Genomic DNA, 12,912 nt, shown 5'->3' with positions numbered 1-12,912 from the left:
ACGGCCCCGCCTGGAGACCGACCATGACCGCATCCACCATCCTCGTCATCGGCGCCGCCGGCCGCTTCGCCGGGCTGGTGGTGCCCGAGCTTGCCCGCCGCGGCGCGGTCGTCCGCGGCCTGGTGCGCGACGACGCCAAGGCGGCTGTCGCCCGGGCCCGCGGCGCGGCCGAGATCGCCTTCGGCGACCTGCGCGACCGGGCCAGCCTCGACGCCGCGCTGCTCGGCGTCGACGGCGTCTTCCATATCGGCCCGGCCTTCGCCCCGGACGAGGCCGAGCTCGGCGTCGCCATGGTCGAGGCCGCCGGCCGCGCCGAAGTCCGGCGCTTCGTCTTCTCCTCGGTGATCCAGGCGACCAACACGGCGCTTGCCAACCACGCCAGCAAGATCCCGGTCGAGGCGGCGCTGCACGGCTCCGGGATGCAGTACACGATCCTGCAGCCGACCAACCTGATGCAGAACATCGGCGCCGCCTGGCCCGGTGTGCTGGCCGGCGGCGTCTTCGCCGAGCCCTTCCCGCGCACCGCACGGGTGGCGCGGGTCGACTACCGCGACGTGGCCGAGGCCGCGGCGATCGCCCTGACCGGCGACCGCCTGGCCTATGGCAGCTTCGAGCTCTGCGCCGACGGGCTGCCGGACCGGGAGGAGATCGCGGCGCTGATGAGCGCGGCGCTGGGCCGGCCGGTCAGAGCCGAGGAACCGAGCTTCGCCGACTGGGTGGCCATGGCCAAGCCGCCCTATGATTCGCGGCAGCTGGCCTTGCTGGAGAAGGTCTTCGCCCACTACGCCGCCCACGGCCAGCCGGGCAACGGCCTGGTGGCGCGCGCCGTCCTCGGCCGCGAGCCGCGCTCGCTGCGTGGCTTTATCGAGGAGTTGGCGGCCGGACGCTGAGGCGCCTTGACCTGCTTCGAACAAAAACGGAACAATGGGTTCCAGCCAATCGGGAGGAACCCATGCCCAGCCAGACCGAGAAGGCCCTCGCCTTCCAGCGCCTGCACGCCCGACCGGGCATCTTCGTGATCCCGAATCCCTGGGACGCCGGCACCGCCAGGCTGCTGGCCGGGCTCGGCTTCGAGGCGCTGGCCACCACCAGCGCCGGCCATGCCTTCACCCTCGGCCGCAGCGACGGCGCGCAGAAGGTGAGTCGGGAGGAGACCCTGGCCAACGCCAAGGCCATCGTCGAGGCCACCAGCCTGCCGGTCTCCGCCGATCTCGAGAACGGCTTCGGCGACGCGCCCGAGGCGGCGGCGGAGACCATCCGCCAGGCCGCGGCGGTCGGGCTGGTCGGCGGCTCGATCGAGGACGCCACCGGCCGCGACGGCGACCCGATCTACTGCTTCGAGCTGGCAGTCGAGCGGGTGCGGGCGGCGGTGTCGGCGGCGCGGTCCCTGCCCTTCCCCTTCACCCTGACCGCACGGGCCGAGAACTTCCTGCACGGCCGGCGAGACCTGGCCGACACGATCCGCCGGCTGCAAGCCTTCCAGGAGGCCGGCGCCGACGTGCTCTACGCCCCCGGCCTGGCCACGCGGGAGGAGATCGAGGCGGTGGTGCGCGCCGTCGACCGGCCGGTCAACGTGGTGATGGGGCTGGTCGGCGCCCGCTTCACCGTGGCGGAGCTGGGCGAGATCGGCGTGAAGCGGATCAGCGTCGGCGGCTCGCTGGCCCGGGCGGCGCTGGGCGGCTTCCTACGCGCCGCCCGCGAGATCAGGGACCAGGGCAGCTTCGGCTATGCCGACGACGCCGTGCCGCACAAGGAGATCAACGCGCTATTCGGCGAGTCGTGACTTTCGGCCGGCGGAAGCGGGTGCCTATACTGCCCTCATGACCAGCCTCGACTCACGCATCAGCATCCGGCCGATGGCCGGGTCGCTCGGCGCCGACATCGATCTCGCCGGCCCGGTCGACGACACGCTCTTCGCCGCGATCCGCCAGGCCCTGGACGACCATCTGGTGATCCATCTGCACGGGCTCGACCTGGCGCCGGAGGATCTGGTGGCGCTGACCCGCCGCTTCGGCCCCATCAGCCGCGCGCCCTACATCCGGCACATGGACGAGCATCCGGACGTCGTCGCCGTGAAGAAGGCGGCCGACGAGCGCAAGGTCAGCACCTTCGGCAACGCCTGGCACTCCGATTTCAGCTTCCTCGACCAGCCGCCGATGGCGTCGCTGCTCTATGCCAGCCAAGTGCCGAGCCATGGCGGCGACACGCTGTTCGCCAACATGGTTGAGGCTTACGAGGCTCTGTCGGACGGGCTGAAGGCGGTGCTGGACGGGCTCGACGCCCTGCATGCCGGCAAGCCCTACGGCACCGGCGGCGTGCCCGGGAACGTCGCCGTCTCCCGCTCGATCGGCATCGAGCGCAACCGGCCGGAGGCGGACCGCGAGGTCGCGCATCCGGTGGTGCGGGTGCATCCCGGCACCGGCCGCAAGGCGCTGTTCATCAATTCCATCTACACCCAGCGCTTCGCCGGCATGACGGTGGAGGAGAGCAAGCCGCTGCTCGACTTCCTCTACGCCCATGCGATCCGGCCGGAATTCACCTGCCGGCTGCGCTGGAAGGCGGGCGACCTGGCGATCTGGGACAACCGCTGCACCCTGCACTACGCCGTCAACGACTATGACGGCCAGGACCGGCTCCTGTACCGCACCATGGTGCAGGGCGAGCGGCCGGTCCCGGCGGTGCCGCGGGCTTAAGGACTCATCGCGAGGCGTCCCTTTCTATTGTCATTGCCGGGCTTGACCCGGCAATCCAGGGGCCACCGAGAACCGCTCTGGCCGCCCCTGGATCCTCGGGTCAAGCCCGAGGATGACAATGAAAATGGAATAAAGACCTAAGCCAACGCGCCTCAGCCCGCCGGCTTGTATGCGATCGCCTCGATCTCGACCTTGCAGTCGATCATCATGTCGGCGCGGACGCAGGAGCGCGCCGGCCGGTCGCCGGTGAAATAGCTGTCATAGGTGCGGTTGAAGGCGGCGAAGTCGCGGGTGTCGTCGAGCCAGGCCGTGACCTTGATCACGTCGTCCAGCGTGCAGCCGGCCAGGGCCAGCGCCGCCTGGACGTTCTTCATCGTCTGATGGGTCTGGATCTCGATGCCGCCGGCCACGACCACGCCGTTCTCGTCGAACGGCACCTGGCCCGAGACATAGACGTAGTCGCCGGCCCGCACGGCCTTGGAGAAGGGCAGCTTCTGCCCGCCGGCGCCGGTGACGGTGGTTCCGAAATGCTCGCGCTTGCTGCTCATGGTTCTTCCTATTTGACGGCGCCGAGGGCCAGGCCGCGCACCAGATAGCGCTGCAGCCAGGCGAAGACGATGGCGACGGGGATGGTCGCCAGGAACGTCGCGGCCATGACGTGATGCCACTCGATCGTATAGCGGCCGGCGACGAGGGAGAAAATCTTGATCGGCAAGGTGTGCGTCTCCGGCGCGCGCAAGAGGCTCAGCGCGACGGCGAACTCGTTCCAGGCGTTGATGAAGGTGAAGATCGCGGTCACCACCATGGCCGGCGCCGCCAGCGGCAGGAACACGCGGATCACGGTGCGGAAGCGGGACGCGCCCTCGAGCCACGCCGCCTCCTCCAGGTCCAAGGGGATGGTGGCGAAATAGCTCTGCAGCATCCACACGGCGAAGGCGATGTTGAAGCCGGCATAGACCAGCACCAGCGAATCGACCGAGCCGACGAGGCCGAGCCAGGCGACCAGGCGGAACAGCCCGATCACCAGCACGATCGGCGACAGCATCTGGGTGACCAGCAGGAAGTCGCGGTAGAGGCCCTGCCCCGGGAAGCGGTAGCGCGACATGGCATAGGCGGCGGGGATGCTGACCGCCAGCGCCAGCAGCGTCGCCAGGGTCGAGGCATAGAGGCTGTTCAGCAGGGCGGTGCCGAAGCCGGTCGCCTGCCACATGGTGACGAAGTTCTCCCAGGCGATCCGGCTGGGCAGCCAGGACGGGTCGGCCGACATCACCTCCGCCGCCGGCTTCAGCGCGGTCGCGATCATCACCGCGAAGGGGAACAGCACCACCAGGATCAGCGGCGACAGCGCCAGCCAGCACAGGATGCTCTTCTTAAGCATGGCGTTCGGCGGGTTGAGCCAAATTTCTATTGTCATTGCCGGGCTTGACCCGGCAATCCAGGGGCCACCACGAGCCGCTCTGGCCGCCCCTGGATCCTCGGGTCAAGCCCGAGGATGACAGTTGGCGGCCTGCCTGCACCCGGCCCATCGCCGTTTCCGATCGCGCCCGACTCCTAGCCATCGCGCTCGCCCTTCATCGCCATGCGCAGATAGATCAGGGTGAAGACCAGGAGGATCGCGAACATGATCAGCGAGATCGATGCCGCCTCGCCCATCTTCCCGAGCGTGAAGGCCAGCTTGTACAGGTAGGTGACCAGGATCTGCGTCGAATCCGACGGTCCGCCCCCGGTCAGCACCCAGATGATCGGGAAGGAGTTGAAGACATAGATGATGTTCAGCACCACCGCCATGTTGATGAACGGCCGCATCAGCGGCAGCGTCAGGGTGCGGAAGCGCTGCCAGGACGAGGCGCCGTCGGTCGACGCCGCCTCGTAGATGTCGCTGGGGATCGACGACAGCCCGCCCAGGAAGATCGTCACCGTGAACGGGATCGACACCAGGATCCCGATCAGGATCTGGATCGGGAAGGCGGTGGCGGCCGAGGCCAGCCACACCACCTTCTGGTCGATCAGGCCGAGATCCTGCAGCGTCAGGTTCAACAGGCCGGATTCGCCGTTCAGCGCCCAGCGCCAGACGATCGCCATCATGGTCAGCGACACCGACCAGGGCAGCATCACGATCACCCGGGCGAGGCCGCGGCCGTAAAACTCGGTGTTCAGGATCAGCGCCACCGGCACCGAGACCAGCACCGTTCCGGCCACCACCGCGGCGGTCCAGATCAGCGTCCGCCACAGGCTGTCCAGAAACAGCGGGTCGGCCAGGACGCTCTGAAGATTGACCAGGCCGGTGAAGTCGCGCAGCTGGCCGAAGCGGTTGACCTGGTGCGAGGCGACCGTCAGCAGGTCCCACACCGGATAGGCGATGATGAAGGCCGCCAGCAGGAAGCTCGGCAGGATCAAGAGGATCGGCGTCAGGCCGGGCAGCCGCGCGGCCAGGGGCGCCGACATCGGAACGGTCTGCCTCTCGGTCTCGGTCGTCACTGCCTGTCCTTGATGTGCCCGGCCCGGTTCACCGCCGCCCGCATTGTCCCAAGCTGTCATGCCCGGGCTTGACCCGGGCATCCAGAGTCTGTCGAGACCCTCTGGATTGCCGGGTCAAGCCCGGCAATGACAGAAAGAAGGAAAGGCAGAGCCCCTACTTCGCGCCCAGCACCCCGTTTGCCTGCTCGGCGGCGGCCTTCAGGGCCTCCTCCGGCTTGGCCTCGCCGAGATAGATCTTCTGCAGCGCCCGGCCGGTGGCGTCGGCGATCTCCTCCCACCCGGCGATGGTCGGGGCGAACTTCGCGTCCGGCAGCATCGCGGTGAAGACCTTGAGGTTCGGGTCGTCGGTGAAGTACGGCAGCTTGGCCACCGCCTGGTTCTCGGTCAGGAAGCCCTCATTGACCGTGAACTTCTCGCGCCAGTCGTTCTGGAACAGGAAGTCCATGAACTTCCAGGCCTCGTCCTTCACCTTCGAGTTGTCGAACAGCACGATCGAATCCGTGACCGCGTAGGTGGCCGAGGTGGTGCCCTTCGGCACCGGGGCCACGCCGTATTTCAGGTTCGGCGCCTCGGCCTTGATCTGGCTGGCCAGGAACGGCGCCGTGAACATCATGCCGATGCGGCCCTGCTTGAACAGGTTCTGCACGTCCTCGCGGTTGTAGGCGGTGACGCCCGGCTCGGTCAGCCCGTCGTCGATCAGCTGCTTGTAGAGGGTCGCGGCCTTGATCGCGGCCTCGCTGTCCACCCCGCTCTTGCCGTCCACCACGATGTCGCCGCCGAAGCTCCACATCGCGTAGTAGAAATAGACGTCGGTCTCGATCTCCTTGCCCTGCAGGCCGAAGGCGTAGGTGTCCTTGAGGCCCAGCGCCTTGATCTTCTTGGCGTCCTCGACCAGCTCGTCCCAGGTCGCCGGCGGGGCGGAGAGGCCCGCCTTCTCGAAGATCTCCTTGTTGTAGTACATGGCCCGGGCCGAGGAGGCGATCGGCAGGCCGTAGGTCTTGCCGTCCAGCACGCCCGGCGCGAAGAAGGTCGGGATGAACCGCGCCTTGAAGTCGTCGGTCATGTAGCCGTCGAGCGGCGCGACCACGCCCTGCTGCACGAAATCGACCAGCCAGCGGGTGCCGATGATGGCCAGGTCGGCATTGGCGTTGCCGGAGATGTCGGTGGTCAGCTTCTGCTGCAGCACGTCCCAGGGCACCACCTCGATCTTGATGTCGGTGCTGGGGTTGGCGGCCTCGAAGGCCTTCGCCGCCTCCTCGAAATAGGGGCCGGTCTTGGAGCTGTACTCCGCCACCGTCACCCGCACCTCGGCGGCGACGGCCGGCACGGCGGCCAGCGCCGCCAGGATCGAGGCGCCCGCGCCGAGGAGCACGGACCGGAACGCATGCTGCATGGAGAGCCTCCTGTTTCGGCGGCACGGGGCCGCGCGAGGTCGCACTTGGAAACCGGAAAGCCGGGGGGCGGCCGCGCCCGGCTTTTCGCCGGAACCGCCCCTGCGTGTGACTCTCTTACAATCCCCGGCGGGGCGCAATTCGGAAGTGCCGCATCGGCCCATTTTCTTCCGCTATTCCGCAGCAAAGCTGAAAACTTCAGACGACTTCCGGCTCCGGGCCGATGCTGCACTGCACAGGCGCGACGGCTGTCTTGTAAGTTTCAAACATTGGGCTACCATCGGCCTTCAGCCCCCTCTCCCTGCCGGAAAGACAGCCATGACGCGCTTCCAGACCGTTCTCGTCACCGGGGCGCTCGGCGGCATCGGCGGGGCGATCGTCGACCATTTCGCGGCGGCCGGGGCGACGCTGATCCTGTCCGACCGCGACGCGGCGGCGCTCGATGCTCAAGTCGCGACGCTGGCCGAGGCCGGCACCAAGGCCGCCGCCGCTCCGGCCGACCTGCGCGACGCCCAGGGCACCCGCGCCGCGATCGAGGCCGCCGTCGCCCGCACCGGCCCGGTCGACATCGTGGTCAACAACGCCGGCGGCGGCGACCGCGGCAGCCTGGCCACGACCACGGCCGAAAGCTGGGCCGCCGACGTCGAGCTGAACCTGAACGGCGCCTACCATGTCGTCGCCGCGGTGATCGACGGGATGAAGGAGCGGCGCCGCGGCAGCATCGTCAACATCAGCAGCGTCAACGGTCTGCAGGCGCTGGGCCATCCGGCCTACAGCGCCGCCAAGGCCGGGCTGATCAGCTACACCCGCGCGCTGGCGGTGGAATACGGGCCGTTCGGCATCCGCGCCAACGTCATCTGCCCCGGCACGGTGCGCACCCCGATCTGGCAGGAGCGGGTCGACCGGAAGCCGGAGATCTTCGAGTCCCTGCGCAGATGGTACCCGCTGCAGCGGGTGGCCGAGCCGGCGGACATCGCCAAGGCCGTCGCCTTCCTGGCCTCGGACGAGCTGGCCGGCTTCATCACCGGCGCCATGCTGCCGGTCGATGGCGGCCTGACCGCCGGCAACCGGGTGATGGCGGGCGAGCTGACGCTGGAAGACTTCTGAGGGAGGCCCGACCCATGGCGACGGTGCGGCTGGACGGGGTGGTGAAGCGCTACGGCGAGGCGCAGGTGATCCATGCGGTCGACCTCGACATCGCCGATGGCGAGTTCGTCGTCCTGGTCGGCCCGTCCGGCTGCGGCAAATCCACTTTGCTGCGCATGATCGCGGGGCTGGAGACCATCTCCGGCGGCGACCTGCTGATCGGCGGCACCCGCGCCAATGACGTGCCGCCCCAGAAGCGGAACATCGCCATGGTGTTCCAGTCCTACGCCCTGTACCCGCACATGACCGCCCGGCAGAACATCGCCTACGGCCCCAGGCTGCGCGGCGAGCCGAAGCCGGAGATCGAGGCCAAGGTCGGCAAGGCCGCCGGGATCCTGAACCTGTTCGACTATCTGGAGCGACTGCCGCGCCAGCTGTCCGGCGGCCAGCGCCAGCGCGTCGCCATGGGCCGGGCCATCGTGCGCGACCCCGCCGTGTTCCTGTTCGACGAGCCGCTGTCGAACCTGGACGCCAAGCTCAGGGTGCAGATGCGCACCGAGATCAAGGCGCTGCACCGCCGCCTGGGCACCACCATCGTCTACGTCACCCACGACCAGATCGAGGCGATGACGCTGGCCGACCGGATCGTGGTGATGAATGGCGGGCGGATCGAGCAGCAGGGCGTGCCGCTCGACCTCTACGACCTGCCGGCCAACATGTTCGTCGCCGGCTTCCTAGGCTCGCCAGCCATGAGCTTCCTGCCCGGCCGCTACCGCCGCGGCGCCGGCGGGCCGGCAGTGGAGGCCGAGGACGGCACCCGCCTGCCCGCCCCCGACCGCGCGGCCCAGGACGACCAGCCGGTGCTGCTGGGCGTGCGGCCGGAGCATTTCAGCCTGGCCGAGGACGGCAACGGCGTGCCGGTGACGATCGATCTGGTCGAGCCGACCGGCGCCGAGACCCATCTCTACGGCACCCTGGCCGGCACCCGCGTCGCCGCCGTGATCCATGGCCGCCGCCGGGTGGCGCCGGGCGACGTGGTGCCGCTCGCCCCCCTTGCCGCCCACGCCCATTTGTTCGACGCGGCCTCCGGCCGGCGGCTGTAGGGGATGACGATGGACAGTACAGCTCCAGCTTTCCCTTTCCTGTCATTGCCGGGCTTGACCCGGCAATCCAGGGGCCACCCGGAGCGGCCTCGACATCTCTGGATGCCCGGGTCAAGCCCGGGCATGACAACGGGATATTGAGCGGAACAGGTCGTTACGAACGAAAGACGAATTGATGTTCACCCCCTCCGTGCTCGCCCTCGACCCGATCCTCGACTCACCCGTCGACGGCGCCAGCAAGGGCCTGCCGCCCGGCCTCGAGCCGATCCCGTTCCGCAGCATCGGCGACCAGGGCTGGAACGCGCTGTCCGGCGACCTGCCCTTTCCGCAGGCGCTGCTGAAGCGGTCGGTGCTGGAGCGCAACGCCCGCTGGATGCGCGACATCCTGGCCGAGACCGGCGTCGCCCTGGCGCCGCACGGCAAGACCACGATGAGCCCGCAGCTGTTCGACCTGCAGCTCGCCAACGGCTCCTGGGGCATCACCGTCGCCACCGCCCAGCAGTTCGAGGTGTGCCGGCGCTTCGGGGTGAAGCGGATCGTCATCGCCAACCAGCTGGTCGACGCCGCGGCGATGCGCTCGGTGCTGGCGGCGCTGGCCGCGGACCCGGAGCTGGAGGCGTTCTGCCTGGTCGATTCCGTCGCCGGGGTGCGCCGCCTGGCCGAGGCCGCCCGGGCCATGCCGCCGCGCCGCCCGCTGGGCCTCCTGGTCGAGCTCGGCATGGCCGGGGGCCGCACCGGCTGCCGCACCGCCGCCGAGGCGCTGGAAGTGGCCAAGGCCGCCACCGACGCGCCCGGCCTCGCCCTGCGCGGCGTCGAGGGCTATGAGGGTCTGGTCGTCACCAAGGATGCCGCGGCGGACGAGATCGCCGTCACGGGCTTCCTCGACCGGTTGGCGGCGCTGGCGGCGGAGATCGATGGCGCCGGCCTGTTCGCCGCCTTGTCGACCGACAACCCGGTGCTGCTGAGCGCCGGCGGCTCGGCCTATTACGACATCGTCGCGCGCAGGCTCGCCGAGGTCCGGCTGTCGCGCCCGACGCAGGTGGTGGTGCGCAGCGGCTGCTACCTGACCCATGATTCCGGCCAGTACACCCGGCTGTTCGAGCACATCCTCCGTCGCATCCCGGCCGACTGGCGCCGGCACGGCGACCTCGAACCCGCGCTGGAGGTTTGGTCCATGGTGCAGTCGCGGCCGGAGCCGGGGCTGGCGCTGCTGACCATGGGCAAGCGCGACGTCTCCTACGACATCGAGCTGCCGATCCCGACCCTGTGGCGCCCCGCCGGCGCCGCCGCATCGCAGCCGGTGCCGGCCGGCGCGGTGCTGACCGCGATGAACGACCAGCACGCCTATCTCAAGCTGCCCGAGGGCTTCGACCCGCAGGTCGGCGACCTCATCTGCTGCGGCATCTCCCACCCCTGCACCACCTTCGACAAATGGCAGGTGATGATGGTGGTCGAGGACGACTACCGCGTCTCGGGCGCGATCCGGACGTTTTTCTGATGAACGGCGTGTCGCAGGAGCGGCCCCGGAAGGAGATCGCTTCGAACCCAAACAAGTCTTCCCTCCCCTCGCGGGAGGGGGCTAGGGGGAGGGGGGACAAGGAAAAAGCATGGTCGAGCCGTTTCCAAAAGATCTCGCGACGCCCTCACCACCCCCCCGAGCCTCTCTGATGGCCTATGTGGTCGACATCGTCTCGCGCCTGCGCCGCATGGAGGCCTCGCTGCGGCCGTCCGAGCAGCGGGTGGCGGAGGCGGTGCTGGCCGATCCCGGCTTCGCCACCCGTGCCAGCATCGCCGAGCTGGCACGCCGCGCCCGGGTCAGCGAGCCGTCGGTCACCCGCTTCTGCCGCGCGCTCGGCTGCGACAGCGTGCGCGACTTCAAGGTGCGGCTGGCGCAGAACCTGGCCGTCGCCAGCCCCTATCTGGAATCGCGGCCATCCGCCGCCCTGGAGGCCGGCGCGCCGCCCGACGACGTCGCCCAGCTGGCCGACCGGGTGCTGGACAGCGTGATCGAGGCGGTGACCGCCGTGCGCAACCAGCTCGACCCGCAGCCGCTGCGCCAGGCGATCGAGGCGATCGCCCGCGCCCGGCGGCTCGACATCTACGGCGTCGGCGGCGGCTCGCATGCGGTCGGCCACGACGCCTATCTGCGCTTCTTCCGGCTGGACCTGCCGACCGATTTCCACGCCGACACCCAGCTGCAGCGCATGTCGGCCGCCACCCTCGGCCCGGATGACTGCGTGCTGGCGATCTGCAACTCCGGCCGCTTCCGCGACCTGGTGGAGAGCGTCGAGATCGCCCGGCAATACGGCGCCACCGCCGTGGCCGTCACCCGCCCGGACACGCCGCTGGCCCGGGCCGCCGAGATCGTCCTGGCCGTCGCCCCGCCCGAGGACAGCGACATCTTCAAGCCGACCGCGTCGCGCCTGGCCCATATGGCGGTGATCGACGTGGTTGCGACCGGCGTGGCCATGCGCCGCGGCCCGGTGGCGCTCGAAAGCCTGCGCCGGGTCAAATACACTCTCAGCCAGATCCCCACCCTCGACGAGCCGGCCGCTCCCCTTCCGCCCCGGCCCCGCCCTGTCCGACGGAAAGCCCATGCCTGACCATCCGCGCTACGACCTGCTGCTTCGCAACGGCACCGTGATCGACGGCTCCGGCGCGCCCCGCATCCAGGCCGACGTCGCCATCCTGGGCGACCGCATCGCCACCGTGGCCCCGACCGGCAGCATCGCCGCCGACCGGGCGAAGGACAGCATCGACGTCGCCGGCCGCGTCGTGGCACCCGGCTTCATCGACGTGCACACCCATGACGACCGGGCGGTGATCGACGGCCCGGACATGCTGCCGAAGATCAGCCAGGGCGTGACCACGGTGGTGGTCGGCAATTGCGGCATCAGCCTGTCGCCACTGACGCTGAGGGGCGCCGCGCCCCCGCCCCTGAACCTGCTGGGCGACGAAGCCGCCTACGAGTTCCCGAGCTTCGCCGACTATCGCGGCCGGCTGGACCGGGTGGTGCCGGGCGTCAACGTGGCGGCGCTGATCGGCCATTCCTCGCTGCGCATCGGCACCATGGCGGATGTCGGCCGCAAGGCGGATGCCGGCGAGATCGATGCCATGCGCCGCCTGCTGGCCGACAGCCTCGACCAGGGCGCCATCGGCTTCTCCACCGGCCTCTACTACAAGCCGAACGCGGCGGCCGATGCCGACGAGGTGGCGGCGCTGGCCGAGCTGCTGGCCGACCGCGGCGGCGTCTACGCCACCCATATGCGCGACGAGCACGACAAGGTGCTCGACTCCCTGGAGGAGAGCTTCTCGACCGCCCGCCGCGCCAGGGTGCCGGTGGTGATCTCGCACCACAAATGCGCCGGGCCGCACAATTGGGGCCGCAGCCGCGAGACCCTGCCGGTGATCGAGGCGGCAGCGCGCCACCAGCCGGTCGGGCTCGACGCCTATCCCTACACCGCCGGGTCGACCGTGCTGGACCCGGACCATGTCACCGGCGACATCCGCATCATGGTCGCCTGGTCCAAGGCGCAGCCGGAGATGGCGGGCCGCGACCTGGCCGACATCGCCGCGGAATGGGGCTGCACCGAGAAGGAGGCGGCGGTGCGGCTGCACCCGGCCGGCGCCATCTACTTCCAGATGGACGAGGCCGATGTCCGCCGCATCCTGTCGTTCCCGCTGACCATGATCGGGTCGGACGGGCTGCCGCACGACAGCCACCCGCATCCGCGCCTGTGGGGCACCTTCCCGCGCGTGCTGGGCCATTACAGCCGCGACCTCGGCCTGTTCCCGCTGGAAACGGCGGTGCATAAGATGACCGGCCTGTCGGCGATGCGCTTCAACCTGCCCGACCGCGGCCTGGTGCGCGAAGGCCACGCCGCCGACCTGGTGGTGTTCGACCCGAACCACATCGCCGACGCCGCCACCTTCGAGGCCCCGAAGACCCCGTCCCGCGGCCTCGACTTCGTGCTGGTCAACGGCCGCCTGTCCTGGCGCGCGGGAGAGACCGAGGTGGACCGGGCGGGGCGGCTGCTGGTGAGGGCGTAGCAGGCACGGCCGACGAGCAGAGCCGGGATAGCGTCGACCCAGATCCACCGATGCGGCTTGCCAATTCTTGTGGCGTTGGAGTTGGTAATGCCGCCCCAGTTGCCGAATCGC

The 12,912-nt window shown here is 69.7% G+C and carries 12 protein-coding genes; 8 read left to right on the top strand and 4 right to left on the bottom strand.

All coding sequences use genetic code 11. From position 1 onward, the window contains the following. Nucleotides 1-23 precede the first annotated feature (23 nt). From ACFW16_RS15525 to ACFW16_RS15515, 3 genes are all read left to right on the top strand, one after another. Nucleotides 24-890, top strand: coding sequence for an NmrA family NAD(P)-binding protein (locus tag ACFW16_RS15525; RefSeq protein WP_380306455.1), 867 nt, complete (start codon nt 24-26; stop codon nt 888-890). A gap of 62 nt (nt 891-952) precedes the next feature. Continuing rightward, the gene (locus ACFW16_RS15520; protein WP_380306453.1) at nt 953-1,783 is read left to right on the top strand and encodes an oxaloacetate decarboxylase; all 831 of its coding nucleotides are present in this window, start codon (nt 953-955) and stop codon (nt 1,781-1,783) included. Between the two features lie 37 nt (nt 1,784-1,820). Then, nucleotides 1,821-2,693 (top strand): TauD/TfdA dioxygenase family protein, encoded by an 873-nt coding sequence (locus ACFW16_RS15515; protein WP_380306452.1) that lies wholly within the window; start codon nt 1,821-1,823, stop codon nt 2,691-2,693. A gap of 152 nt (nt 2,694-2,845) precedes the next feature. Here ACFW16_RS15515 and ACFW16_RS15510 read toward each other — a convergent pair whose 3' ends face one another. The 4 genes from ACFW16_RS15510 to ACFW16_RS15495 all read right to left on the bottom strand — a co-directional run bounded on the left by ACFW16_RS15510 (nt 2,846) and on the right by ACFW16_RS15495 (nt 6,564). Further along, nucleotides 2,846-3,241 (bottom strand): RidA family protein, encoded by a 396-nt coding sequence (locus ACFW16_RS15510; RefSeq protein ID WP_380306450.1) that lies wholly within the window; start codon nt 3,239-3,241, stop codon nt 2,846-2,848. Nucleotides 3,242-3,249: 8 nt separating this feature from the next. Next, nucleotides 3,250-4,071 (bottom strand): carbohydrate ABC transporter permease, encoded by an 822-nt coding sequence (locus ACFW16_RS15505; RefSeq protein ID WP_380306448.1) that lies wholly within the window; start codon nt 4,069-4,071, stop codon nt 3,250-3,252. A 173-nt stretch (nt 4,072-4,244) separates the two neighbouring features. Beyond that, nucleotides 4,245-5,138 carry a carbohydrate ABC transporter permease gene (locus ACFW16_RS15500; protein ID WP_380306446.1) on the bottom strand — a complete coding sequence of 298 codons (894 nt, stop codon included), beginning with the start codon at nt 5,136-5,138 and terminating at the stop codon, nt 4,245-4,247. 187 nt (nt 5,139-5,325) lie between these two features. Beyond that, nucleotides 5,326-6,564 (bottom strand): ABC transporter substrate-binding protein, encoded by a 1,239-nt coding sequence (locus ACFW16_RS15495; RefSeq protein WP_380306444.1) that lies wholly within the window; start codon nt 6,562-6,564, stop codon nt 5,326-5,328. Between the two features lie 316 nt (nt 6,565-6,880). On the opposite strand from ACFW16_RS15495, the gene ACFW16_RS15490 reads away from it, so the two are divergent. The 5 genes from ACFW16_RS15490 (at nt 6,881) to ACFW16_RS15470 (ending at nt 12,801) form a co-directional block, all read left to right on the top strand. Further along, a complete protein-coding gene (locus ACFW16_RS15490; protein ID WP_380306442.1) occupies nt 6,881-7,669 on the top strand; it encodes an SDR family oxidoreductase in 789 nt (262 codons plus the stop codon). A 14-nt stretch (nt 7,670-7,683) separates the two neighbouring features. After that, nucleotides 7,684-8,751: an ABC transporter ATP-binding protein gene (locus tag ACFW16_RS15485; RefSeq protein WP_380306440.1), complete on the top strand. Its 1,068-nt coding sequence runs from the start codon at nt 7,684-7,686 to the stop codon at nt 8,749-8,751. Between the two features lie 175 nt (nt 8,752-8,926). After that, on the top strand, nt 8,927-10,249 hold the full coding sequence (locus ACFW16_RS15480) for an amino acid deaminase (protein WP_380306438.1): 1,323 nt from the start codon (nt 8,927-8,929) through the stop codon (nt 10,247-10,249). Nucleotides 10,250-10,418: 169 nt separating this feature from the next. Beyond that, on the top strand, nt 10,419-11,354 hold the full coding sequence (locus ACFW16_RS15475) for an SIS domain-containing protein (protein ID WP_380306436.1): 936 nt from the start codon (nt 10,419-10,421) through the stop codon (nt 11,352-11,354). Then, nucleotides 11,347-12,801 (top strand): amidohydrolase family protein, encoded by a 1,455-nt coding sequence (locus ACFW16_RS15470; protein WP_380306434.1) that lies wholly within the window; start codon nt 11,347-11,349, stop codon nt 12,799-12,801. Before ACFW16_RS15475 ends, ACFW16_RS15470 begins: the two co-directional genes overlap by 8 nt. Nucleotides 12,802-12,912 lie beyond the last annotated feature (111 nt).

Source organism: Inquilinus sp. NPDC058860 (assembly GCF_042743185.1).
In the GTDB taxonomy this organism is placed as follows: domain Bacteria; phylum Pseudomonadota; class Alphaproteobacteria; order DSM-16000; family Inquilinaceae; genus Inquilinus.
Note: the sequence above shows the minus strand (reverse complement) of the source record. Positions and strands in the feature narration are given on the sequence as shown.